Genomic DNA, 24,653 nt, shown 5'->3' with positions numbered 1-24,653 from the left:
ACGGCGGATTGCCCCAACGGGCCCCCATTGACACGTCATCCCATCGCGTACCCTTGCGATAAACGCCTCTTCGTGTGGAATGAGGGGGAATAGTGCGCGTCTGATCAAGCTGGCCGGAAAGATAATCGGATGCGGACATTTGGGGATTACCAAATTTTAGATATTGATTTCGTATATAGAACGACCTACAATTAGTGTTACTAACCTACTGCATAATTGCACGTCAATAATGCAACAGCGGCAGGTGTAATATTCAGGGAAGCAGGTGCTCGTGTGGTGGGAGACCGGGTGGAGTCATCAAAGTTATCATTACAGTTGGAGGTGATGGTTTAGTATAATATTTGATAAAAAACATAAACCCAGACGAATGAGTTGAATGTCATCCTATCCTGAGAGACGTGCTATGTTTTTGATGTGAAATAACAGCCTACGAGAACGATCCACTAACAGTGCGGATGAAGAACGTGTAGATAACTCGTTCATCCGGCTAGAAAGCGGTCCCCGACCGTCAAGTAAGAGTGCTGGTGACCGAAGGGTAGTTTGGACTTACAGGCAAATCTTCGAGGTCAGACTTTTTGCTTCGTTAGCATGTTCGGAGAAGTCATGTGTCAATAGCACAAGAACATCCCTCTCGAAAGTGGGATATCTTCATTTCTTATGCGTCTGAGGATAGAGAAGTGATTGTCATGCCCTTGGTGGAATCACTTTGCGCCAAGGATCCTACGGTTTGGTATGACATTTTTGAGCTAACTCCAAGGAAATTGCTACTCAGGTCAATAGACGAAGGCTTAAAAGAATCAAGATTTGGGATTGTGGTACTTTCGCCGAACTTTTTGCAAAAGAATGGCCGATACGCGAGTTGTCAGATTTATACCAACGTTCGGTTCAAGCAGGTGATCGCCCCTTTATAATCCCGATTTGGTATAACCTTTCCGCTTCGGATGTTACAAATTTTTCGCCATTGATGAGCGATATAGTATCTATTAGGTGGGAAGATGGGATCGAGCGTGTCGTAGAAACGATCTTGGCAATCGTCACACCTGAAAAGAAAGATAATTCCCTCCAGCTCCAAACCAAAGTGTATGGAAAGATATATCAGGCTCTTACTCATGAAGACTATTTTCAGCAAATAACGAACATCTATAGCGACTATCCACCGCAGAGCATAAGAACAGCTTTAACCTTAATGTTGTTCAATGAGCAGATAAACCCACGAATGCGAACACGAGCGCTATAGATGCTTGTTGAGTTAGGAATTGCTACTAATGATGATTTCAATATAGTGCTCCGCACAGAGAACACAGATTTACTTAAAGAGCTTATTGCGTTTTTTACAACAGCAAGAAAGATTATTCTATCAGAAGAGCAAGTAAAGCTGCTATTTTCAAACCCTCGGCTACCCAGGTCCAGTAATGGCTTGGGAGCCATGGTAAAAGCATGTATTGAACGGGGTGCAGGCTACACGACAAGTATCTTTCTGTCCGGAGCGAAATATCCATCGTGGGAAGTAAAATATGATTGTGTAAAAACAATAATTGACATTGATGACGAAGACTCGCTTCAAACTCTAGCGTCCTTCTCCACAATGAAATATTGGGTGGCAAGGAAGAGGATTATTACCTATATTCGTAGAAAAATTGAATTCGGGAATATCGCTGCATCAGACAAAGCTATTGCGCAGCACATACTCTCACAAATCATCTCGGACGGAAAAACTCCAGAACGAACACCGACGATGCGTCTCGCTCAAGAGACCTTGGCATCGTTACAAGGACAGGTTGTCGAGTCGAAGAAGGTAATTTCGGTGCTGTTTCTAGCTGCTGATCCTTCTGATGCAAGTCACATTCGTGTGGGAGAAGAGTTTCGTGAGATCCGCGAGAAGCTTCAATTAGCCAGGTATCGGGAGCAATTTGATCTGCATCTCAGAATATCGGTCCAACCTGAAGATATAAGTCAGACAATGTTAAATGTGAAGCCAGATATTATCCATTTTTCTGGACATGGTACGAAAACAGGCGAAATTTGTTTCGAGAATCGATCGGGTGTTATTCAACCGGTATCTCCTGAAGCAATTGCCGATCTGTTAAGTGTATTTTCTGTAAATTGTGTGATATTGAATGCCTGCTATTCAGCACGACAGATACAAGCCATTGCCAAAATTGCTCCCTATGTAATAGGGTTGAAGCAAGCAATTAGAGATAGCGCGGCGATTGCCTTTTCTATCAGATTCTATCAAGCATTGGGGGATGGCTTATCCATTGAGAAAGCTTACAAACTCGGGTGTAAATTAGACTTCAAGGGATTGAAGAACATCTAGTACCGGTCCTGCTGATCAAAGACGAAGATGTCAATGACTAACTACGGGGAGGTGGGCAACCATAGGGGGTCGCCTCAACGGGCGGATTACCCTAACGGGCGATTGCCCCAACATGTATCGGGGTAGGGGTAGGGGCACCTTCCGTGGGTACCCCAACAGGCAGTTACCCCGCGTGGGTGCCCCACCGATTGCCCCAACGACCGCGGCGGATATGGTAGGGGCACCCTCCAATGGGTGACCCAACAGGTATCGGGGTAGAGGCCCCCCCCGTGGGTGATCCCCGTGAGTACCCCAACAGGTATCGGGGTAGGGACACCCCTCGTGGGTACCCCAATTACCCCACAATCGCACGTTGTCCAACGCCACCGGGCCACGATGATGCCTAGGTACCAAAGATGTCGTGCCACACGTCGTAAACTGCATTTTTAGGGACCCCTAATTCCTGGGCAGTACGACGCACAGCAGTGCTGCTACTGACACCTTGTGCGACAAGTTCACGCAAATAGGCGGCGATAGCCTCTGGCGAAACCGTCTCAGCAGTGGCTCGGAGACGCCGGCGATTGCGCTTTCGTTCCCCAGACGGCACTGCCCCGGCGATTACGATTGTAAACTCGCCGCGGGGCGGGTGTTGGGTAAAGTGCTCGACCAGTTCAGCAGCCGTGCCGCGCACAATCGCCTCAAACCGTTTGGTGAGATCGTTGGCGACGGCTAATTGACGCGCACCCAAGGTGGCGGCGATGTCGTGGAGCGCCTCAAGCAAGCGGTGCGGCGTCTCGAAACAGATGATCGTCAACGTCATATCGGCGATCTCGCGCAACAATTCGCGCCGTTCACGCGGCTGGCGCGGCAAAAAACCAATGAAGGCAAACCGGTCGGTGGCCATACCCGAAGCGACGAGCGCCGCTACTGGCGCGCTCGGGCCGGGGATCGGGGTCACGGTATGCCCTGCTGCCAGACACACCTGGACTAGCTCGTGGCCCGGATCGGCAATGGCCGGCGTGCCGGCATCAGACACCAACGCCACGTCACCTGTCTGCAACACAGCCAGTATCTCATCGCGCCGGGCCAGTTTGTTGTGTTCGTGGTACGAAATGCACGGCGTCACGATCTGATAGTGATCGAGCAAGATGCGGGTATGGCGCGTATCTTCGGCGGCGATTAGCCGCACTTCGCGCAGCACCCGCAGCGCGCGCAAGGTAATGTCTTCGAGATTGCCGATCGGGGTGGCGACGAGATATAACGTGCCCATACTACGACCGTGGAACGCCAAGTTGTTCCCGCCAATACGCTAATACCTCGGCCACAATCTGCTCGATCCCAATCTCAGGCTGCCAGCCAGTGGCTGCGCGCAGTTTGCTGTTGTCGCCTTGTAAAATCGGCTCATCGACCGGACGTAGGCGGGCCGGATCGACTTGCACTGTCACCGGCACGCGCCCCATCGCGATCACCATATCGACAATATCGCCAATACGCACAGCTTGACCTGAACAGAGATTGTAAACCTCGCCGGGTGTGCTGTGTTCAAGCAACAACCACAATGCGCGTGCTACATCACGGGTATGGGTAAAATCGCGACGCGGTGACAGATTGCCGACATAGATCACCGGTGTCTGCTGACGGGCTTCGATCAACGCCATCTGACGGCAGAAGGTTTGGATCGAACAGCGGTCGCCTTGGCGCGGCCCGACATGGTTGAACGAGCGGGTAACGACAACGTGCAGGCCGTAGCTGGCGTGATACTGCAAACCACTCAGCTCGGCGGCAACTTTGCTCACGCCGTAGGGGCTGACCGGGCGGAGCGGGTGATCTTCGCGGATGGGCACATCTTCCGGGCGCACCGGCCCGTACTCGGCGCTGGTGCCGGCGATGTGGATGCGGGCATGCGGCACGTGGCGGCGGGCCGCTTCGAGCAGGTTGATCGTGCCTTCGACATTGGCCCGCATGGTCAAGATCGGTGCATCCCACGAGGCGCTGGGGTAACTTTGCGCGGCAAGGTGAAAGATGCGGTCGGGCCGGGCAACAGCGATCGCGCGGTCGACCGAAAAAGCATCCTCAATGTCGCCCTCGTGAATCGTGATCTTGCCCAGCAAATGCTCAATCGGGCGCAGATCGCTACGCCAGCGTTTGAATGCGTGAATGTCAAGGCCGGGTATGGTCAGTAGGTAATCGGCCAGAAAGCTGCCGACCGGGCCGGTAATGCCGGTAATGAAGACTCGCATACAACCTCTCCATTGTGCGTGCCGTCGCTATCATACCACGTTATGCCGCTACGCTCGGTGATGCCCGCCAATCTTGCCGTTGCAGCTATTTGACAATTTCGGTAAGATGGTACATTATGTAATTGAAACATGGTTTCATTAAGGAGGCAGATACTATGCGACATTTACAGCGAATCATCGGTATCCTATTGACAATATTGCTAATTGTCGCATGTGGTCAAACCCCGGCAGCCCAACCGACCGGAACACCGGGTAACGAAACAGCCGCCCTGCCGACCACTGCACCAACAACAGCACCAGCGCCGACCGAAGTACCAACTGCTCAACCGACCGTAGCGCCAACCACTCAGCCGACCGTAGTCTCCGAACCGCTTGCCGTCATGGCCAGCACGACCATCGTGGCCGACATAGTACGTCAGATCGGCGGTGAACGGGTGAAGGTGGAGACCATCGTACCGCCCGGCGCCGATGGTCACAACTATGAGCCAACACCACAAGATTTAGCTCGGGTTAGCACGGCCAAGATAATCTTTACCGTTGGCGCCGGATACGAAGAGTTTCTCGATCGGCTAATCGCCAGTTCGGGGACGAAGGCCGAAGTCATTAGCTTGTCCGAGAACCTCACCTTGCGCACGCTGCGCGAGGAAGAGGTTGGCAATGTTTTGCAGAGCCACGAGCACGGTGATGAGCACGGTGATGAGCACGGTGATAAGCACGGTGCTGGTGCAACCGATCCCCACACATGGACCGATCCGACCAACGTCAAGATTTGGGCCGATGTGATTGCCTCAAACCTGAGCCAGCTCGATCCGGCGAATGTATCATTCTACGCCGAGCGTTCCACCGCTTATCAGCGCCAGCTCGATGAACTCGACCGCTGGATCGCCGAGCAGTTTGCCACAATCCCTGCTGAACGACGTTTGATCGTGTCGGATCACATTATCTTCGGCTACATGGCCGATCGATACGGTTTGCAGCAGGTTGGTGCCATTATTCCCGGTGTCAGCACGAGCGCAACACCTTCGGCCCAAGAACTCGCTGCCTTACAAGATCTGATCACCGAACGGGGAATCAAGGCGATCTTCGTCGGTAATATAGCCAACACACAACTGGCCGAGCAGATCGCACGCGATACAGGAGCCAAGATCGTGACGGTTCTTACCGAAACTCTGACTGATGCCAACGGACCGGGGGCAACGTATATCGACTATATGCGCTTTAACGTGCAACAGATAGTTGATGCGCTACGCTAACAGCCCGGTTTCTCGGTTACAATACAGACAGTACAGCGGGCGATGCAATGCATCGCCCACCCTTCATTGTATAGGGCGGATGGAGTTATCAATGATGGTTGCAGCATCCCCCGCTTCGGTGCAAATTGCCGATTCGACAATTGCGCCGGCGCTTGACATTCGTCATCTCACCATTCGCTATCGCGAGATCGAAGCGATCAGTGATATTTCAGCCACGATTACTGTGGGCGAACACATCGCGATTGTTGGCCCAAATGGAGCAGGCAAAAGTACCCTCCTGAAGGCAATTGCCGGTCTGCAACCAATTGCTACCGGTGACATTCGCTGGTTCGGCAATACCCAAGCCGAACCGAACACCATCGCGTATGTTCCGCAACGACTGCAAGTAGACTGGCGCTTTCCGGTGACCGTCAGTGACGTGGTGTTGATGGGGCGGGTCGGCCGGATCGGTTTATTCCGCCGGCCATCGGCCCACGATCGTTTACTCGTTCAGCGGGCGCTCGAACGAGTAGGACTGGCCGCATTTGCCAACCGTCAAATCGGGCAGTTGTCGGGTGGGCAGCAGCAGCGGGTCTTCCTGGCACGAGCGTTGGCCCAAGAAGCTCGTTTGTTGTTGATGGACGAACCACTAGTTGGCTTGGATATTCCATCACAAGATGAGATATTCCGTGCATTGGCTTCACTACGGAGTGAACGAGTGACAGTCTTGACCGCATTGCACGATCTGCAACAGGCAAGCCGGTATTTCGACCGTGTGATGCTGCTCAACCGACGGCTCATTGCTTTTGCGCCGGCTCGTGAAGCGTTTACCGCGATGAATCTCGTCGCCACCTACGGCGGCCATCTCCATCTGACCAGCAGCGGTGATAGCATCTTGACTATCGCCGATAGTTGTTGTGATTCCTCACAAATGACACGCCATGATTGATCTTCTGACAGCTCCGTTGGTGTATTCATTCATGCAGCGCGGACTGATCGCAGCGCTGTTGGTCGGTATTGTCTGCTCCGTCGTCGGTGTGTATGTCGTACTCCGCGGGATGGCGTTTTTGGGCGATGCACTGGCCCACGCCATCTTACCTGGTATTGCCGTCGGCTACCTCGTTAACGGGGCCGACCGAGGGACGCTGTTTTGGTGGGCATTGGGAACGGCGCTGGTCAGCACACTTTCAATTGGCGCCATCAGCCGGGCTACCAAGATTCGCGAAGACACTGCCATTGGGATCGTCTTTGCCGCGATGCTCGCGCTGGGTGTCGCCCTCATTTCGACCGTGCGCAATTCGGCGGTTGATCTGTCGCACTTCCTGTTTGGCAATATTTTGGGGGTCAGCGAGAGCGATCTCTGGCGGATCGCCCTCTTTGGCATAGTGGTCATCACGGTGATTGTCCTCTTCTACAAAGAGCTGATGGTGATTACCTTTGACCCGATTCTTGCCGCGACCTTGCGCTTACCGGTACGATTCTTCGATGTGCTCTTGCTCACGTTACTGGCTATCGCGATTGTCGTTGCCATTCAAACGGTCGGCGTTGCGCTGACCATCGCCATTCTGGTGACACCACCGGCAACCGCAGCGTTCTTTACCCATCATATGCATACCATGATGATTGCAGCCACCGGCCTGGCAATGATCGCCGGTGTAGTAGGCCTCTATGCCTCATACTACTTTAGCATCGCCTCGGGGTCGGCGATTGTGCTGACCAGCACCCTCATCTTCGTGTTGGTATGGATCGGTTCGCGTCTGCGTCGGCGTAACGTCTGATCATGTAGTACAATTGTTGCAATCGGCACACGCGGTCGTCGTGTGGCGATGGTGTGATCAGACAATAGGTGTGATCATCGTTCCCCGACACAGCGTCGGGCCTGTTGCGACGAGTGGAACGTCAGCCCACGCACTGCGACGCGGTATGAACATCCGGCATTGGCTTGCAATCGTGGCCTTCCTGGTGGTGATCCCCGTTCCAACGGTCACTGCTCAGTCCACCACGGCATCGCTTTGGGCACTGAACCGCTGTGGCGCCGGCGATACCGTTCAGTATACGCTACTGGCGGCCGGTGCGATTGATCCAGCAGCACTTTCTCCCGGCGGGGTGGAAATTCCCAGCTACACCGAGGCATTTAGGCCGTTGCAGCCATTCCTGGCAGCAGCCGATCTAGGAATGGCAATACTCGCCGGTCCGCTCGCCGGTGGAACCGCACCGGTATTTGCGACAGCGTTGGCCGAACATAAGCTGTTACTGCTTGGGGCAGCGCATCCCCGCCTTCTTGACCTCGGCCCGTCCGGTGTTACCGCTACACTCCAGACGTTATCACGCCACGGTATCTATCAGCACGGTGCTGCCGATAATCGGGATGCACCACCGTTCTTGAAAGTTACCGTTCCCCATCCGAACGCACCACTGACCATTGGCTTTCTTAGTGCGACGTGGGGGTTAGATGGTAACGCCGATCCACGGGGTCAGCTCAACATCTTAGCCGACGTAGCCGGGGTATTGCCGAGCATTACCACGGCGATTGAACAGGCCCGCCGGCAAACCGAACTCGTTGTTGTCATGACAGCATGGGGACAGCCGAGCGATCCCGATCCCAACCAGGCACGGTTCAACGCAGCGCGTAACTTGATTGCCGCCGGGGCCGATGTAGTAATCGGAAGTATTCCGGGAACGACTGCTACCGTCAATTGGGTACAGGCCGGTGAGCGGGAGGGGTTGTTGATCGTTTCGCCGGGTGATTTGATTAGTAATGCAACCACACCGGCATTTCTTGCTTACATCGGTGTGGCACGTGATACCGATGGTGCCGTGCGCGTAACCGGCTTTCGCTATTTGCCGATCAACCCTGGCAACGGCAATCGTGGTCCTACCCCGTTGCCGGACGTACCCAACGAATTGGCAACGTTGCTCGGCGATCCTGGCCGGCTCCATGCTGTACCATCAACGCCACCACCCACCAAGGTCGAGGTGTGTCCGGCAATCGTCTTGCCCGAAGCGCCAAACATACCGATACCCGGTGATTTTGCCCGCTTTTATCAGACTTTCGGGAGTGATCGAGCGCAAGACCTGATCAATGCAATCGCCTTGCTTGGCTTACCACTTGAATCACCTCGACGTGAATTGACCGGAGATTGTCGTCAAGAGGTTGCCGTGCTCTACACTGAACGTCAACGCTTAGAGTTACACCCAGAGAACGATTGGCCATATCGTGTCCTGGGTTCGCATCTCGGCACGGTTGCATTTCGCTACAGTTATCCCAGCGAAGCGGTTAGACCACGCACCAATCTAGACGACCCGGCAACCTTTGCGCATCCGCACTTTCGAGCTTTCTACGAACGCTACGGTGGGCTAAGCATGTTCGGGTATCCGATTAGCGGTGCTCTAACCGAACGCGACCCCACCACCGGGCGCGATCTGGTAGTGCAATACTTTGAGCGGGCCAGATTTGAGCTAGACCCGGTTGCTTTGGCCCCAGAGAACCCACTGTGGCAAGTACGTTTGGGCTTGCTCGGACGTGAAGTAGGATCATTAGCGATGAACATTCTCTGCCCAACCAGCATCGCACCGGCAGCGAGTAGTAGTCTACCGGCGACAATCCCTGCGCTTACCCCGACGATCGCCGACATAGCCCAACGTGACGGTGGAGAAACATTGGCGATTATATTTCTTATCGTACTTGCGCTCGCGTTCGTCATAACCCTCATGGCCGCAATGTACGATTTGTATCGTTATGCCGAACGAAAAGCGATCCCTGGTCTTAGCAGACGACGTAACTATCAAGCGGCGATCAACGATACACCATCTACGCGAACTGAAACATGGCAAGAACAACTGAAGCGGATTACCGCGTGGCGGCGCAGACCGGCATCATCTTCGGAGTCAGAGTCACGTGAAGACACCGACCTGCTCACTACACTCAAATCTTTCCTTTTCAAACGGCACATAGGTAAACGTGACTCTGACAGCGCGACACGCAACCGATCGGCCTGGCGCCAACCTTCACGTTCGCGAACGCACCAGACCCAACCAACTGAACTATTATCTGCGCACACCACTAACCAACGGCCAACCAATCCACGGACAATAGATCAAGCGACCCTGCGGCAGCGTACAGCCGAGTCTGGATCACCTGACTCATCGAACAACCGGGCAGAACAAGAGTGGCTCGATGAAACAACGTCCAACCTTTTCCCGAACAGAACCGACCATCCGGTAGACTGGAGTGATCTCCCACCGGCCGAGCGCGAGCGGTGGATGCAAGAATTGGAACCATTGACCGAGACAACGGATACCGATGTACCACCGGCAGAGCGCGCCCGTTGGCAAGCTGAAATCGAAACACCGGCCCCAATGGTTGAACCGGATTGGGACCGCACCGAACCACCGGTCTCACTACCGGCGAACAGTCGTGCCACGCGCCGTCTTGACGATACAATCGCCGAACCACCGCAGCAATCGTCTGGTGATGACGATGAACTATTGCAAAAACTGCTTGGTATATACTAATATAGTGTCAGGCGGGCACAAAATCGTTCGCATGACGGTTGATCGGTGAATGGTTGAATGCTATACTGCCTGCATACATACAATGCACAGCAGTGCAGCCTGCACAGGTTGTTAATCACGATAGAGGAGAAGAGCGTATGCCCCAGACGCGACTGGTGATCGCCGACGATGAATCGATCATCCGCATGAATCTGAAAGAGACGCTCGTCAGTCTCGGCTATCTGGTAGTCGGCGAAGCCGGTGATGGCGTAAGCGTCATCAATCTCGCCCGTGAGTTACGTCCTGATCTCGTCTTGATGGACATCAAGATGCCGAAACTTGACGGTATTCAGGCCGCACGCATTTTGACCGAAGAGAAGATTGCCCCGGTCCTGCTGCTGACGGCATACTCCGACCGCGACCTGGTCGAGCGGGCCAAAGAGGCGGGGGTCGTCAATTATATTGTGAAGCCATTCCGCGAGGCCGAACTTTTGCCGGCCATCGAGATCGCCATTGCCCGCTATCAAGAGTTCCTCGAAATGGATCGGCAAGTCGCGGATCTGAAAGAGACGCTCGAGACGCGCAAACTGGTCGAACGTGCCAAAGGCATTCTGATGGATACGCAAGGCTTGAAGGAAGCCGAGGCCTTCCGCAAGATTCAGCAACTGTCGATGAATACACGCAAGTCAATGAAAGAAATTGCCCAAGCAATCCTGCTAGCGCACGAGATTTAGGGGTAAATTGCAAGGGAGACAAGCGGGTCGTTGAGCGAATGTACAGCCTCGAACGCTACCCTGCGACGTATTCGATACGGGTAGTTTGATGACTGTTTTCCCGCTATGTTTCTCTCCCTTCTGCGGATGTTGCAGTCACTCATGAGGTTACGTTCATGTCATCCGCCGATGCCCCTTTGCCTCCCGAACCACCATTACCGGTACGTTGGCGACGGTATCTAGCGCTGATCGGGCCGCATTTCGTGACACTTGTCGTAAGTTTGTTGTTGTTCACTACTCTTCACTACTGGTTTCTCCCCACACCATCACCGAGCGGACCACAATTTGTGACCGCCACCCCTGCGCCTACCATCCCCCCAACGCCCTTACCCACCCCGTTACCAACCGTACCGGCAGCGCTACTTGACGATGGCTTGATCCGTCTCACCATTCTCGATCTGCAAGCCGAAAACGCACGCTTACGGGCGGCAACGCTGTTGCTTCGCGCAGCCATCACCATTGATGAAGCAGTCAGCGCGCTGCAACGGAACGACTTCGCCGAAGCCGACCGCGCATTAATGTCGGCTCGTCGCGCGCTCGATCATGCGTATCAACTCAGCGTTGAGCCACAAAAAGGTCCTATCGATACTATTCGCTTGCAGATGAGCCAGATCCGCGACGATCTCGGCATCCGCCCCGAAGGGGTTGACCGACGGCTTTGGCAGGTGCGGCGACTCATCCTTACCCTCATTGACGAATGAAACCAGCCATCCTTTTCGCATCGAGCGTCGTATAATACCCATGACGACTGCATAAGGCTGGCAATCTAGAAAGTCCTGCTATGTACCGCGATCCTACGATACGTTCGTCAGAGATCACCCCCGAATCGGTCTATTTCAGTCGCCGCACCATTTTGCGCGGCTTGGGTGTGCTCGGATTTAGTGCGCTGCTGCATGCCTGCGGCGTACCGGCACCTGCCAGTACCATCGATTCGCCATCAGCGAGCAACACGACCGGTCTTCGCGATGAGCTAGGTGATCCGGCGAACAGTTTTGAGCAAATTACGACCTACAACAATTTCTACGAATTTACGACGAATAAGGAAGATGTGGCCCGACTCGCCACCAATTTCGTCACTCACCCATGGACGGTTGAGGTGACGGGGATGGTGCGTAACCCACAGATTTTTGCAATTGAAGATATCTTAACGCAGTTCGAGCAAGAAGAACGGATCTACCGTCTGCGCTGCGTTGAAGGCTGGTCGATGGTCATCCCATGGCAAGGTTTTCCGCTCCGTAAATTGCTGGCCATCGTCGAGCCGACAGCACAGGCTCAATACGTCCGTTTTGAGACCCTGTACGACCCCGATCAGATGTCGGGACAACGCGATCGCTACTTTCCCTGGCCCTATGTCGAAGGGTTGCGGATCGATGAAGCAATGCACGATCTGACGCTCCTCAGCACCGGCCTCTATGGGCGAACCCTCTTGCCTCAAAATGGTGCGCCGCTACGGTTGGTTGTTCCGTGGAAGTATGGCTTCAAGAGTATCAAATCGATTGTTAAGATCGAACTAACCGACAAAATGCCGGTTTCGTTGTGGATGGCAGTCGCCCCGCACGAATACGGCTTCTACGCCAACGTTAATCCCGACGTACCACACCCGCGTTGGTCGCAAGCGACCGAGCGGCGTATCGGCGAGTTGGGCCGCCGGAAGACGTTACCGTTCAACGGGTATGCGGAACAGGTAGCGGCACTCTACGCCGGTATGGATTTACGCAAGAATTATTAGCTTTACCACATGACTAGATTTGGTAGCGCGAAGTTCGTTGTGCGGCCTACTGCGCTAGAACCACCGAGTGGTTTTGCACCGTGGGTGTTCAGACCTGCTGCTACCAACTCCACGTTACCCTTCGAGGGTATTGACGATGACGAAATTGATACGTCTGGCCCCGCACCTGATCGGCTGGCTACCTCTCGCCCTGCTCATCGGCGATGCGCTCGGCAATCGACTAACGGTGAATCCGATCCAATATCTGACCCAGCGAACCGGCTGGTTTGCGTTGGTCTTATTACTAGCGACATTAGCATGCACCCCGCTGAATCACTGGCTAGGCTGGAAACAAGTTATGCGCTGGCGCCGCCCGCTTGGCCTCTACAGCTTTGCGTATGCCGGAATGCACGTCGCCATCTTTGTAGGCGTGGATTATGGGCTTGATCTCGGCCTGATCGTCCAAGCCATCGGCGAGAAACGCTATATTATCGCCGGACTATTCGCTTTTCTGCTACTCGTGCCACTCGCCATCACCTCGACAACCGGTTGGCAACGACGCCTCAAACACTGGTGGCGTCGCCTCCATCGCCTCGTTTACCTCGCAGCCTCGTTGGCAGTGCTCCATTACCTATGGCTGAGCAAAGACCCTCGCCCGGCATTCGTGGCGGGTGGCGTCCTGATCGGACTACTGCTCGCCCGTTGGCTACAGGTGAGACTACCGAGACAGCACGCGCAGTTGAAAACCGATGTGGAGTAGAGCTTCCACATGGATCAAGGTGATGGTATCATACTGGCTAGGCAAAGTCGGATGAACGTGATACAATGCAATCATGAGCGAATTAAAAGACAAACTTGTCCTCGTCGTTGATGACGAGCCGCGCATGATCACCTTCATGCGCATGAATTTAGAACTCGAGGGGATGCGGGTGACTACTGCCACCAATGGCCGTGAGGCCGTCGATAAGGTGCGCGAGGAGATGCCCGACATCGTCTTGCTCGATGTGATGATGCCGGTGATGGACGGATTCGAGGCACTGCGCCGCATCCGTAGCTTCTCACAAGTACCGGTGATCATTCTCACGGCAAAAGATGAGGAAGAGGATCGGGTGCGTGGTCTCGAACTTGGCGCTGACGATTACGTCGGCAAACCGTTTAGCCAACGTGAACTGATCAGTCGCATTCGAGCCGTCTTACGCCGCCACTACACCCAACCGCCCATCCCACAAACACTGGTCAAGGTTGACGACCGACTTAGTATCGATTTCGCCCGCCGTGAAGTGTTGGTTGACGGGAAGCGGGTCAATCTGCGCCCCACCGAATATCGCTTGCTGTACCATCTGGTGCAGAACGCCGGTTATGTGTTAACCCACGAGATGTTGCTGAGCAAAGTGTGGGGGCCAGAATATCGTGACGAAAGCCATTATCTGCGTTTGTACATTACGTATCTGCGCCAAAAGATTGAAGAAGACCCTTCCAATCCGCGTTACATTTTGACCGAACGTGGGGTAGGGTATCGGTTTGTTGACTTTCCCGGCGCACGCCGGCTCAATACGACCGAAACACCGGTGGTCTGAACGACCGTACCGGTTGATAGGCCGGCGATCTTAACAGGAACCACCACGGTGGGCAGCACTGTTATGGCCGACACTCGGCTAACAGGTGTTCGGGCTGACCCCGATACGTATCCCACGCCAATTCACCACGCGCGATTCCACTTAAAATCCGCCATAACCCGGCATTGACCGGCGCAGCTAGCCCATGCGCCTGCGCCGTTGTAGCAACGGCGCCGTAGAGAAATTCACCCTCGGAACGCGACCGCCCGGCACGGAGATCGCGCAACAGGGACGGGTCCTTGCCACCACGTCCACCGGCCACCCGCTGCTGCAAGATCGGGTCGAGCACGACCGGCGGTATCCGGCGGACACCAAACGCCAACAGGGCCGCCGGATAGCGTGGTAAATTGACCGGCTTGATGCGCAGTGCATCCATCACCGCTAACGCTTCACGCACTGCCGCCCGCTCAAGTGCAATCAGCCGGCGATCAGCATAGACTTTTGTGACCGGCCAATCGAGAATTGCAGCCGTCGCGTTGCCCAACATATTCAACAACGCCTTTGACCATTTCATTGCCCGATAATCGGGGTAGCGCCGAACGATAAATCCGGCGGCACTCAGGGCCGTCTCGGCCAACACCAGATCGCTCGCCACACCGACCGGTGCTAATCCAATCCCACCGGCTTTCGTGACAGTAATCGTCGTTGGGCCGGTCGCATCAACTGAGGTGGTAATCGCACCGGAAATGATCCGGTCGGCGCCGAATACTGCCGCCAACGTCTCTTCATGACCGATCCCGTTTTGCAACGTGAGGATAGCAGCCGGATTCAGAGCTTGCAAGGACGGAATCGCGCCGGCGGTGTCGTACCCCTTGACACAGACTATCGCCAACGCCGGTCGGTGAAACGCCGATGATAATTCGGCCACCGAGCCGGCGACAGTGAGATCCGTCAATGTACACGCACCAACCCCGCTGACCGATAGTGGATGAGCGCGCAGTGCTTCGACACCCTTTGGCCGTGTCAGCAGCGCTACCGGTGGGATGTTGGCCGCTTGCGCTAACCGCGACAGGACGAGCAGCCCAATCGCACCACCACCGACGATTACGATAGCCATGCATGCCTCCAACGCGGCTTGACCATAATCCGGCGCCCGCCGGATGAACTCTTTCAACAACGGTGTAGTATACCTGAAAACAACCGGCAGACGGCACCGTTTTTTCGTGGTAGCATGATCGTGCTGGATTTGGATTGAGAAGGAAACCGAGCTATGACAATTCCACCACAAGTTGGCGATCAAGCCCCCGATTTTACCTTGCCGAACGAAGCCGGCGAACCGGTTTCGCTCAGCCAGTTTCGCGGAAAGCGCGTCATTCTCTATTTTTACCCGAAAGACGATACGCCCGGCTGTACATCACAGGCGTGCGGGTTTCGCGATTCGTACCCGCAGATCGAAGAGCAGAATGCGGTTGTGATCGGGATTAGTCCTGACAGTACCAAATCACACACGAAGTTTAAGACTAAGCACAATTTACCGTTCATCTTGCTCGCCGATGAAGAACATCGCGTGGCCGAAGCGTATGGTGTGTGGGGCGAGAAGTCGATGATGGGCAAGAAGTATATGGGCATTATCCGTTCCCACTTCGTGATCGATGAAGAGGGGCGTATTGTACAAGCCGAAGTGAAAGTTAGCCCTGCCGATAGCGTCAAACGAGCTTTAGCTGCGTTGGGTATAAAACCGTGAAACGGCTTCCCCTCAGATCGTACTTCGCCCCTGTCGGCGATATTCTTCCGGTGAGTGACCGGTCTCCTTACGAAACACGCGACTAAAATAACTGCTGCTCGAAAAGCCGACTTCTAGCGCGATATTGGTAATGCTCTTATCGCTCTCGAGCAGCAGTCGGCGTGCCTGCAACACCCGATAGCGGTTGAGATAATCAATCGGCGTGGTGCCGAGTTCTTGCCGAAAACAGTGGGTAAGATAGTCTTCACTCATGCCGACGTAACGCGCAATATCTTGCCGGGTGAGCGGGTGGTCGTAATGGCTGTGGATATACGCCATGGCCTTACGTACCAGTGTCTGCGCCTGATCACTGAGCCGTCGGCGACGTTCGAGCGCAGCTTGTAAGCGGGCGAGAGTCTCGTGCGCACTGAACACACCTTTGCTCAGTACCGCAGTTACCCCTTGATTGAGACGAGCCATATCCTCTTCGCTGAGAACACGTCCGGTAATCACGATTACCGGAATCTCTCGCATCTGCTTATGGTTCCGCATTGCCACCAGCACGTCAAACCCGTCCATCTCGGGCATCATCAGATCAAGCAACACCAAATCGACACGCTGCTGTTCCATCAATTCCAGCGCTTCGCGCCCCGAACGTGCCCGCAAGACCAGTTTTGCGATACCGTGGGCCTGTATCAGGCGCGCATGCAGATCGAGCGTATCGGGATCGTCATCAACCACGAGGATGATCTGGGGCGTACCGATGGTACCGGTAACTCGCCAGTACTGATCGAGCGCACGCGACAGATCGGCCAACTCAATCGGCTTGGTCAGGTAGTTAAACTCCATCACTGCACCATGTTGCTCGGTCATGGCGTAACACAAGAGCGGCAAATCGCGTGTCGTTGGGTTGGCTTTCAACACTTGGATCGTCTGCCACCATGCCCGCTCACCTTGGGTGGCATGCAAAACGACCGCACTGTAGCTACGGTGGAGCAGTTCATTCAACCATGCAGCACTCGCGTCAATGGAAAAGACGGTCACGGTAAAGCCTCGCTGTTCGAGGTAACGCTGCAACGGTTCATCGTGGTCGGCAGAAAGGAGCAACACACGCGGCTGGACAGGCAACGCCGGTGGATTGGGTCGTCGACGTGGTGCAGGGGCGGTGATAGTCGGCAAGCGGAAGAAAAACTCTGTACCTTCACTCTCAATGCCACTCGAACGCACTCCAATCTCCCCACCGTGCATCGCGACCAACCGTTTACAGATTGCCAACCCCAGGCCGATCCCACCATAACCCTGACTGACACTCCGTTCGGAACGCTGAAACTCCTCGAAGATACGCGCCTGTTCGGTAGGCGGCAGACCAATGCCGGTATCACGCACAGTAACGGTAACCGCATCGGTTTCAGGGGTCACAATCAGGCCAACACGACCGCGAGCAGTAAACTTTATCGCATTGACAACGAGATTAAGCCCGATCTGTTGGAGGCGGGTCCGATCACCCCAAACCCACGGCCCTTCGGCAGGAATCGAGTCGTACCACGTCAACTGTTTATCGGCAGCCATTTGCCGACCGGCATCGGCCACTACCCGCATCACTTCACCGAGATCAACTATCTCACAGTTTAGCCGCAATTGGCCGGCATCGCTGCTTGCCAAATCAAGCACATCGCTAATCAACCGACCGAGATGTCGAGCATTAGCATAGATGCGTTTGAGATCATCACGGATCGATGACGGTAATGGGTTTCCACTCTGAGTAATCTCGCGCAGAAGGAGATCACTCATCCCGACGATCAGATTCAGCGGTGTCTGCAATTCGTGACTTACCATTGACAGAAAGCGACTTTTGAGTTGATTAGCCTCTTCGGCCAGCCGCTGTCCCTCGCTCGCCGCTCGGTAAAGCCGAGCAGTGTTGAGAGCGGCATTGATTTGTTGGGTAATGGTGCCGTAGAGGTCAAGGCGTGATGCATCAAACGTCACAAAACCCGCCTCACTGCCCGTCCCACCAAGTGGGATCAAGGCAAGCTGGAACGATTGGCGAGTCGGTAACCACTGACGAGGCGGAAAGGCCCGGCTGCGAATGCGCACAACGGGTTGCTGCGACGCCGTCACGGCGCGCAACCGACACCATGCCACTGAATCACTATCTTCGGCCTCAAAGAAGCCAATCCAGAGCAAGGGAATATTGAGTTCGGGGAGATGGTGGGCCAAAATTTCGTAAATATCACTTTCAGCCAGCGTATGTAACAAGCGTGCGGTCAATCGCCCTACCCGATTGTTGGTCTGTTGTTGCCGATTAAAATACTGCCAATACTGCCAACGCATGGCCGCACTTGTCGTCACCCGAGCTTCGTCGAGTAACTCAAAGGCAAGTGGTTGCAACGTCGGATCGAACATCCGCGGCACAAGATCGCGCAAGAAGGAAATAGCAATTTGCCAATCATGGGTGTCATCGCCGGCAGCAGCGACTTGCTTGAGCACCTGTGCCAACTCGGTACGAAAGGCAACCGAACGAGCAGATTGCACACTCTGCCTGAATGCCGTGATAAGCTGTTGGCAAAGTCGAGACACCTCGCTTGCTGTGAACCCATGCATTTTAGGTGCCAGCATCGTGCTCATCGCTTGGGCGGCTTGTGCAGGCAAATTGGTCACAGTCGGTTCAGTTGGGTGATGAGCAATCATCTCCAGCGTATCGGCCAATACAGCACTCTGGCTACACCCACATGACTCACGGACGATCAAGCGAGTAGGCACTTGCACCAATTCGGGCAACGGTTCACGCTCACGTATATGGCGCACCATCAGCTCAAGCGCCTGATAGCCTAATTTGAAGAGAGGGATCCGTACCGTCGTCAGGGCCGGTTCTTGCAACAATCCCTCGATCCGATCATCAAAGCCGATGATAGCAATATCGTGCGGCACTTGCTTACCGGCTTCACGCAGAGCTGTGATGGCTCCAATTGCCGACTCGTCATTACTCGCCAACACCGCGGTGAACGGTACGCCGGTTGCCAATAATCGGTGCATCGCTTCATAACCACCGGTAAAGACATGCCGACCAAACACGATCAGCCGCGGATCGATTGGCAAGCCAAACTCGACCATCGCCGCCTGAAAAGCACGTAATCGATCACCCGAATCACCTTCGAGATCGGTCTGACTACCGGCAATAAAGGCAATCTGGCGATGACCATGTTCCACGATATGGCGCAGTGCTGCGTAGATCCCACCGACGTTGTCAGCGACAATGGTTGGTCCTCGTTCCCCCGACCCCACAAAGATCACCGGATGACCGGATGCACGGGTAGCCTGTACCGCCTGCGACCGTTCGGGGCGTTGCAGGGGGTTGATGATAATCAGTCCGTGGGTGTTCCATGGCCCCACCGGTACGAAATCGGTATCTTCGATCACATCGAACCAAGCCGGACGTAGTGGCTCATTGATCTGACCGGACGGACCCATACCGCAGGCCAACAAGAGGTTACAGCCGAGATCATACGCAGCCTGACGAATACCCTGATAAATCGGGCTAAGGTAGCTCATCGTCAGCATGGTGCCATAAAACTGCCAGCCAGCGATGACTCCCACCGTTGGACGTCGTCGGCGTTGCGTCGTTGCAGCAATGGTGTGCATAGGGTCTGTCTCTAAGTCGGTGAATGTCTCGTGTATGGAGAATCATAAAGTAGAATGGGCTGATCAACAAATCAGACCACGCCGCGTCATCGCCCCTCAATCAGTGCAAGCGCCGTCTCTGCCCGTCTACGCCACCGGCTTGCCGGCGCTTGATCGGCTACTGCAATGAGTGCGGCGCTACCTCCGGCCAGATCACCGGTTGCACTAAGCGCCAAGCCGTAGTAGAACCGAGCCTCAACCCCTGCACCGGCAGCAAGCGCTGTCGCTGCGGTATCCCGTGCATCGGCAAAATCGCCACAGTAGTAGCGAGTACCGGCGAGAATCGTCAGCGCCTCCGGATCAGACGGCTGCGCATTGACTGCCGCTTGCGCGGCCAGTAACCCGCTTGTACAACGCTCAAAGCCACTATCGAGATGAAAACGGGCGGCCAAGGTAACGTAGCGCGCTCGGTCGGCAGCCGGTGCTACGATCACCGCCTGTTCATAGGCATCGGCGGCGGCAACGAAATCGCGTTGTGCCAGAGCCAGCCCGGCTTGGGCCAACGCTACCGCCGGGCCGCTGATGCCGGCGTCGCGGATCCGTTGTAACCGTGCGGCGGCAGCATCGAGGTCTCCACTGTTGACATAGGCCAGTGCCAACAGTGGGCCAAGCCGTGGATCGTTCGGGTGTGCGGTAGACAATTGTTCGAGTTGCTCAACGCCTTGCTGACGGTCGCCGAGCCGGAGATGAGCATAGGCACGATAAATGGCAGCAGCTAATCCATATGGCCCTGCTGGATCAACCTGCGCAAAGAACGCGAGAGCGAGACGGTCATAGCCCAGATCGAGCGCCAATTGACCAAGCAGTTGTGGTCGCGCTGCTGGTTCTGCCGCTAACACCTCGGCCAGTGTCACCGGATCGGGCGTCGGTAGTAACAATGGCCGTAACAGTGGATCGGACGGCACATCGGTGGATACAGCAGGGAATACCGGCGGTCGCGCCGGGTCAAGTAACGTTGTGAGCCATGCTCGTCGTATCATGATCAACGATGCCCAATCGGTAGGCAATAACTCAAGAGGTACACGGTGATAGCCGACCAACGCCTCCTGAAACCGTCCGGCAACGAGATCATCATCGGCCAGCAACACATCACGTACTGCGCAATGGATTGGCGTGCAGACGGTCAGCAACTGCCACGTGCGACGCGCCGCATCGCGGTCACCCTCCAGCAAAGCAACGTCGCCGAGATAAAGCACGGCACGCTGATAATCCGGTGGACGCAGCCCGGCCTGAATAGCGGCTGCTAATGCCCGACGCGCCGGATCGGCCTCACCTCGCACCGCATACACAATGCCACGGCGCAACGCTGCCTCGGCCAGATCGGCACTGAGCGCCGTGTACGTAGTGAGGGCAGCGTGATACGCACCAACGGCAAATTGCGCGTCGGCTGTCCGGAGCGCATCGTAAGGATCAGGACGGAGCGCGATAGAGACAGCGATATACGCCGTTAGCGTAATACCGAGCCAAGCAATGATCCGTTGCCAACGATGATTCACGGATATGTGAGTCGAAGTGGTATCAATGCAGCGTTAGGAGGAACTGCTTATCTGAGTGTCGAGCAATTCGCATGATAGCTTTGGTCAACACAACAATAAGCTTTTGTACCCAACCGAGAAGCACTGTACATAACGCAACCAGCACACCGAGTTTCCACCCTCACTCTTCCTCATCCTCCGACAGGGGGGTGGCCGCGCGCCGCCGTAAGGATGCGGCTTCTCGACGATTGCGGCACTTGGGGCAACGTGTCGGCTCGTGAAGAAAGCCTTTATCAGCGTAAAACTCCTGCTCACCCGCAGTGAAGATAAACTTCGCGCCGCAACTGCGGCAAATCAATTCCATATCGCGGTAAAAGATTATAGCCATAAGCGCTTACCGAATGTATGAGCAATAGACCGCGTTTTTATTGTACCATAAGCAACGCACCATGTGCATGGAGACCGACACTACACGGCAGCGCGTGCTTCGCACCTACTGGTACATTGATTGGCAACGACGTCTCTTCTTAAAAACTCAACTGCCCCGACTGAGCACACGCTCGTTCTACCAGACGACAACCAGGTCTAGCCTAATCCAGGCGCGTGCAGAGGCCGAAAACCGGCCTGGAAGCGCCGTACCTCTGCTGCGAGCACGAGAGCAGCCGCCGGCGTCCTTGCAGGGCCTCACACTCCCAGCCCCACGCACCTTCTCCCCTCCCCTTCATTGCGACCTCCTTGAGACAACGGTTCAGCCGTTCATGGGAAAGAGTTCACTTGATCAGATGTATGACTCCTGCGCGCTTCTGCACCAACACCTCGCCTCCTCACGGCCCCTTTACCACCAGGGGTAGGTAGAGCGGATAGCCACCTGAGGGCACGGGCGGCTGGCAGAAAACGCGCACACTGTCATTGCCCAGTACTATTTCATTGCTCGCATTATAATAGTGCCAGCGCAGACGGAACAAGCTGGCATTGCCCAGCTTGGGCGTCAGCTCAAGGGCGGTTGTTCGTGGCGCGACGGGATAACTTCCCCCAACCCACCAGTGCAGCCGCACCCAACTAGTGCTCGTGAGGATATCCATGTCGGCGATCTCAGCCTCGAAGCCGAGCATGTAGTCGGCGTAGGACACGAACACTTTCCCCCACATGCTTCGACGGAGACCCAGGGCGTGATGAGTCGTTCGGCCTGGGTTGCCCCGGGACCGGCGGCGTCCGAATCCACGATGGCAAACGGTGGTTCGAAGGGTGGGCCGAAATTGCGGTTGCCGGGGTTATCGGTGGTCCATGTGCGGGCGGCCTGATTGCCGGCGTTATTCCCCCCGTCTACAATTTCCAACGTGCTGGGGATGTCGTGGTCGAAATGCTCCTCCAGCAAGGTTATCGGCGGCGCAAACCAGGCAATACAGGTCATGTTTCGATTTAGTGGACCTATCGTGATGTCAGACGAAGAGCCGGAGCAGTCGCCCAGCCAGCGGACGAAAATGGAGCCAGGGGCAGGTGAAGCTTTCAGCGAGACGTAGTTCCTCCATGGATAACTTTCCGTACAATCCCTGAAGAAACACCTGCGGTGATCGTGCAGTTAATGGTAAGTCAAAATCCGTTACCACTCCGCTCCCAAGGCCTGTGCCGCTTATCGTCACCGTAAAGGTGGTTTGGGTCTGAACAGGCTCGTTGCGGACAGTGATGCCCACCCACAGGGCTGTTGCGGTGAGCAGAAGCCCAGGGAGAATCCGGAGAAACCTCCGAGCGTTATTACCATTGCTCTTCATATCCGTCACCTCCTTTTCAGATTGCGTACATTACTACCTACTGTGCTCGGACCACCAGCGGCAGATAGAGCCTGTGAGCCGGTCCCGACGGCGGGCACTGGTCTCCAACCATGGCGGAAGACGCGACAGGCGTAGCGGAGGAAACGCTCACGGTGGCCGAAGAAACCGCCGGCGTGGCGTTGGATGTGTATACGACGAGACCAGCCGGGGACGGCACCGCCGAGGGGGTGCCGACGATGGCCGACGCGCAGTCGGACAGATCCCCCTGCCCGTCCAGCTTCAAAACCCACGCATCAACTCCGCCGGCCCCGAATGACGCCGTGAGTCCCGCAACCACGTATCCTCCATCCGCAGTCGGATAGTTTGCCTGGGCCAAGTCCCAATCTGGCCCGCCGTAGGTCTTCTGCCACTGAATATTGCCGGAACCATCCAGCTTGAGCACCCAGAAGTCACCGTCAAAGTCGCTGAAAGATTGGGTATTGCCGGCGACGATGCAGCCCACTGGAGGTTCCCCGCATCATCTAGTTTCACCGCCAGCACATCGTCGTCCTCCAGATTCCCATTCATCCCAACTATGGTGGTCCCTACCAGCAGAACACCACCGTCGGAATGTGGTCACCATATCCCCCAGGCTAATGCTTCCGAAGCTAGGATGCTTAGCTCCCAGCCCTGCTGAACCGTGCCATCCACGTTCAATTTCAACAGGACAATAGAATATGTATACTGACCTGTCCGATAGTCGTAGACGGATCGGTTCCCTCTCAAGAGGAATCCCCCATCAGAAGTCTGAACCGTGGAAGACAAGAACGCTCCTGTTCCTCTAGAAGACCCCATAGGTGCGGCTCCACTGCACGCTGCCTGAGACTTCCAGCTTGATCACCAGCGCCTGCACAGGAGAGGGGTAGCCAGGCGAAGTGCTGCCCACTAGCAGAAAACCATCGTCGGAGGTGGTCAGGATGGTTCCTGCTCCCTCAATGGCGCCGCCGTCGTAAGTGCTGGTCTGCTCCACGTTCCCGGCCGCATCCATCTTTGCCAGGTAGATGTCGCGGTCGGTGGAACCGACCAGCCAGAACCCTCCATCCGTGGCAGCCACAGCACGGCCGGTCCATTTGTTCCCGTCTCCATACGTCCGGCTCCACTAGACATTCCCGGCAGCGTCTATCTTGACGACATAAGGTCCTAGATACCAGGGTGAGTTTCGGTGGGTAAAACCGACCAATATCAACCCGCTATCAGACGTGGGTAGCACCGTAATAACTCTCTCATTGCTCCCTGCCAAACCGTAGCTTCGGTGGAAGCGGGGTCCAGCCGCGGCACCGCTCGTCGCGGCCTGGTAGACAACTGCCGGCCCACCGGCGACGCCCGTGAAGGGAATCCTCCACCACCCGCTCATCACCGACGCGAGCATAGCCACCATGATTAGCATGCCGTATCGTAGTCGCTTCCCTGTCCCTTGGTTTAGACAGCTTGACTGACCAAGATATGGGAACACCAATTTTCCTCCTGTCGGTCTTTCACGATTCTGAGCGACGTGGAATTCAACAGCATCTGTTCGCAAGCGAGCAGGCGTGGCGACGACTCATTTCCTTCGCCATCATTGCCAAGGGGTATCTATACTGCTAGGGGTCCCTATTACCCCTTCGCCGCACCCTCCGCGTTCGCGGCGCCTTGGCGTTACCCCTTCGCCGCACCCTCCACGTTCGCGGCGC

Annotated in this window: 21 protein-coding genes; 12 read left to right on the top strand and 9 right to left on the bottom strand. The window is 55.4% G+C overall.

The genetic code is table 11. From position 1 onward, the window contains the following. The first annotated feature begins 686 nt into the window (after window positions 1-686). Window positions 687-911 carry a TIR domain-containing protein gene (locus tag AC01ZF_RS02135; RefSeq protein WP_476575077.1) on the top strand — a complete coding sequence of 75 codons (225 nt, stop codon included), beginning with the start codon at window positions 687-689 and terminating at the stop codon, window positions 909-911. A gap of 326 nt (window positions 912-1,237) precedes the next feature. Next, a complete protein-coding gene (locus AC01ZF_RS02130; protein ID WP_428131094.1) occupies window positions 1,238-2,317 on the top strand; it encodes a CHAT domain-containing protein in 1,080 nt (359 codons plus the stop codon). Window positions 2,318-2,699: 382 nt separating this feature from the next. Here the strand turns inward: AC01ZF_RS02130 and rsmI are convergent, their stop codons facing one another. Both rsmI and AC01ZF_RS02120 read right to left on the bottom strand, forming a co-directional pair. Next, the gene (gene rsmI / locus AC01ZF_RS02125) at window positions 2,700-3,566 is read right to left on the bottom strand and encodes a 16S rRNA (cytidine(1402)-2'-O)-methyltransferase (protein ID WP_424675309.1); all 867 of its coding nucleotides are present in this window, start codon (window positions 3,564-3,566) and stop codon (window positions 2,700-2,702) included. Between the two features lies 1 nt (window position 3,567). Then, window positions 3,568-4,536 (bottom strand): GDP-mannose 4,6-dehydratase, encoded by a 969-nt coding sequence (locus AC01ZF_RS02120; RefSeq protein WP_424675308.1) that lies wholly within the window; start codon window positions 4,534-4,536, stop codon window positions 3,568-3,570. Between the two features lie 155 nt (window positions 4,537-4,691). On the opposite strand from AC01ZF_RS02120, the gene AC01ZF_RS02115 reads away from it, so the two are divergent. The 9 genes from AC01ZF_RS02115 to AC01ZF_RS02075 all read left to right on the top strand — a co-directional run bounded on the left by AC01ZF_RS02115 (window position 4,692) and on the right by AC01ZF_RS02075 (window position 14,320). Next, window positions 4,692-5,789 (top strand): metal ABC transporter substrate-binding protein, encoded by a 1,098-nt coding sequence (locus tag AC01ZF_RS02115; protein WP_476575074.1) that lies wholly within the window; start codon window positions 4,692-4,694, stop codon window positions 5,787-5,789. A gap of 91 nt (window positions 5,790-5,880) precedes the next feature. Continuing rightward, window positions 5,881-6,717, top strand: coding sequence for a metal ABC transporter ATP-binding protein (locus tag AC01ZF_RS02110; RefSeq protein ID WP_424675305.1), 837 nt, complete (start codon window positions 5,881-5,883; stop codon window positions 6,715-6,717). Then, window positions 6,710-7,546 (top strand): metal ABC transporter permease, encoded by an 837-nt coding sequence (locus AC01ZF_RS02105; RefSeq protein ID WP_476575073.1) that lies wholly within the window; start codon window positions 6,710-6,712, stop codon window positions 7,544-7,546. Before AC01ZF_RS02110 ends, AC01ZF_RS02105 begins: the two co-directional genes overlap by 8 nt. 70 nt (window positions 7,547-7,616) lie before the next feature. Continuing rightward, window positions 7,617-10,283, top strand: a complete 2,667-nt coding sequence (locus AC01ZF_RS02100) for a CapA family protein (protein WP_476575072.1) — start codon at window positions 7,617-7,619, stop codon at window positions 10,281-10,283. 137 nt (window positions 10,284-10,420) lie between these two features. Next, window positions 10,421-10,996, top strand: a complete 576-nt coding sequence (locus AC01ZF_RS02095; protein ID WP_012257866.1) for an ANTAR domain-containing response regulator — start codon at window positions 10,421-10,423, stop codon at window positions 10,994-10,996. A 155-nt stretch (window positions 10,997-11,151) separates the two neighbouring features. Then, entirely contained in the window at window positions 11,152-11,736 is a 585-nt protein-coding gene (locus tag AC01ZF_RS02090; RefSeq protein WP_424675302.1) for a hypothetical protein, read from the top strand. A gap of 80 nt (window positions 11,737-11,816) precedes the next feature. Then, window positions 11,817-12,764: a protein-methionine-sulfoxide reductase catalytic subunit MsrP gene (msrP, locus tag AC01ZF_RS02085; protein WP_428113172.1), complete on the top strand. Its 948-nt coding sequence runs from the start codon at window positions 11,817-11,819 to the stop codon at window positions 12,762-12,764. Window positions 12,765-12,900: 136 nt separating this feature from the next. After that, a complete protein-coding gene (locus AC01ZF_RS02080; protein ID WP_424675300.1) occupies window positions 12,901-13,503 on the top strand; it encodes a protein-methionine-sulfoxide reductase heme-binding subunit MsrQ in 603 nt (200 codons plus the stop codon). A gap of 73 nt (window positions 13,504-13,576) precedes the next feature. Next, entirely contained in the window at window positions 13,577-14,320 is a 744-nt protein-coding gene (locus tag AC01ZF_RS02075; protein ID WP_424675299.1) for a response regulator transcription factor, read from the top strand. A gap of 61 nt (window positions 14,321-14,381) precedes the next feature. Here the strand turns inward: AC01ZF_RS02075 and AC01ZF_RS02070 are convergent, their stop codons facing one another. Next, window positions 14,382-15,416 (bottom strand): ketopantoate reductase family protein, encoded by a 1,035-nt coding sequence (locus AC01ZF_RS02070; RefSeq protein ID WP_424675298.1) that lies wholly within the window; start codon window positions 15,414-15,416, stop codon window positions 14,382-14,384. Window positions 15,417-15,569: 153 nt separating this feature from the next. Between AC01ZF_RS02070 and bcp the strand changes: the two genes are divergently transcribed. Further along, the gene (bcp, locus tag AC01ZF_RS02065; protein WP_424675297.1) at window positions 15,570-16,043 is read left to right on the top strand and encodes a thioredoxin-dependent thiol peroxidase; all 474 of its coding nucleotides are present in this window, start codon (window positions 15,570-15,572) and stop codon (window positions 16,041-16,043) included. A gap of 12 nt (window positions 16,044-16,055) precedes the next feature. Here the strand turns inward: bcp and AC01ZF_RS02060 are convergent, their stop codons facing one another. From AC01ZF_RS02060 to AC01ZF_RS02035, 6 genes are all read right to left on the bottom strand, one after another. Beyond that, window positions 16,056-19,661 carry a substrate-binding domain-containing protein gene (locus AC01ZF_RS02060; RefSeq protein WP_428113166.1) on the bottom strand — a complete coding sequence of 1,202 codons (3,606 nt, stop codon included), beginning with the start codon at window positions 19,659-19,661 and terminating at the stop codon, window positions 16,056-16,058. 86 nt (window positions 19,662-19,747) lie between these two features. Next, window positions 19,748-21,196: a tetratricopeptide repeat protein gene (locus AC01ZF_RS02055; protein ID WP_428113163.1), complete on the bottom strand. Its 1,449-nt coding sequence runs from the start codon at window positions 21,194-21,196 to the stop codon at window positions 19,748-19,750. Window positions 21,197-21,356: 160 nt separating this feature from the next. Beyond that, the gene (locus AC01ZF_RS02050) at window positions 21,357-21,539 is read right to left on the bottom strand and encodes a zinc-ribbon domain-containing protein (protein ID WP_424675336.1); all 183 of its coding nucleotides are present in this window, start codon (window positions 21,537-21,539) and stop codon (window positions 21,357-21,359) included. A gap of 460 nt (window positions 21,540-21,999) precedes the next feature. After that, entirely contained in the window at window positions 22,000-22,305 is a 306-nt protein-coding gene (locus AC01ZF_RS02045) for a hypothetical protein (RefSeq protein WP_424675294.1), read from the bottom strand. A gap of 676 nt (window positions 22,306-22,981) precedes the next feature. After that, window positions 22,982-23,446, bottom strand: coding sequence for a hypothetical protein (locus AC01ZF_RS02040; protein ID WP_424675293.1), 465 nt, complete (start codon window positions 23,444-23,446; stop codon window positions 22,982-22,984). Window positions 23,447-23,764: 318 nt separating this feature from the next. Beyond that, the gene (locus AC01ZF_RS02035; RefSeq protein ID WP_428131080.1) at window positions 23,765-24,037 is read right to left on the bottom strand and encodes a hypothetical protein; all 273 of its coding nucleotides are present in this window, start codon (window positions 24,035-24,037) and stop codon (window positions 23,765-23,767) included. Window positions 24,038-24,653: the final 616 nt, after the last annotated feature.

Source organism: Chloroflexus sp. (assembly GCF_056331925.1).
Note: the sequence above shows the minus strand (reverse complement) of the source record. Positions and strands in the feature narration are given on the sequence as shown.

Coding starts and splice junctions, on each gene's coding strand:
- AC01ZF_RS02080 (WP_424675300.1), top strand. CDS start 12,901: ATGACGAAATTGATACGTCTGGCCCCGCACCTGATCGGCTGGCTACCT.
- AC01ZF_RS02135 (WP_476575077.1), top strand. CDS start 687: ATGCCCTTGGTGGAATCACTTTGCGCCAAGGATCCTACGGTTTGGTAT.
- AC01ZF_RS02105 (WP_476575073.1), top strand. CDS start 6,710: ATGATTGATCTTCTGACAGCTCCGTTGGTGTATTCATTCATGCAGCGC.
- AC01ZF_RS02050 (WP_424675336.1), bottom strand. CDS start 21,539: ATGGAATTGATTTGCCGCAGTTGCGGCGCGAAGTTTATCTTCACTGCG.
- rsmI (WP_424675309.1), bottom strand. CDS start 3,566: ATGGGCACGTTATATCTCGTCGCCACCCCGATCGGCAATCTCGAAGAC.
- msrP (WP_428113172.1), top strand. CDS start 11,817: ATGTACCGCGATCCTACGATACGTTCGTCAGAGATCACCCCCGAATCG.
- AC01ZF_RS02120 (WP_424675308.1), bottom strand. CDS start 4,536: ATGCGAGTCTTCATTACCGGCATTACCGGCCCGGTCGGCAGCTTTCTG.
- AC01ZF_RS02115 (WP_476575074.1), top strand. CDS start 4,692: ATGCGACATTTACAGCGAATCATCGGTATCCTATTGACAATATTGCTA.
- AC01ZF_RS02060 (WP_428113166.1), bottom strand. CDS start 19,661: ATGCACACCATTGCTGCAACGACGCAACGCCGACGACGTCCAACGGTG.
- AC01ZF_RS02090 (WP_424675302.1), top strand. CDS start 11,152: ATGTCATCCGCCGATGCCCCTTTGCCTCCCGAACCACCATTACCGGTA.
- AC01ZF_RS02110 (WP_424675305.1), top strand. CDS start 5,881: ATGATGGTTGCAGCATCCCCCGCTTCGGTGCAAATTGCCGATTCGACA.
- AC01ZF_RS02075 (WP_424675299.1), top strand. CDS start 13,577: ATGAGCGAATTAAAAGACAAACTTGTCCTCGTCGTTGATGACGAGCCG.
- AC01ZF_RS02095 (WP_012257866.1), top strand. CDS start 10,421: ATGCCCCAGACGCGACTGGTGATCGCCGACGATGAATCGATCATCCGC.
- bcp (WP_424675297.1), top strand. CDS start 15,570: ATGACAATTCCACCACAAGTTGGCGATCAAGCCCCCGATTTTACCTTG.
- AC01ZF_RS02070 (WP_424675298.1), bottom strand. CDS start 15,416: ATGGCTATCGTAATCGTCGGTGGTGGTGCGATTGGGCTGCTCGTCCTG.
- AC01ZF_RS02130 (WP_428131094.1), top strand. CDS start 1,238: ATGCTTGTTGAGTTAGGAATTGCTACTAATGATGATTTCAATATAGTG.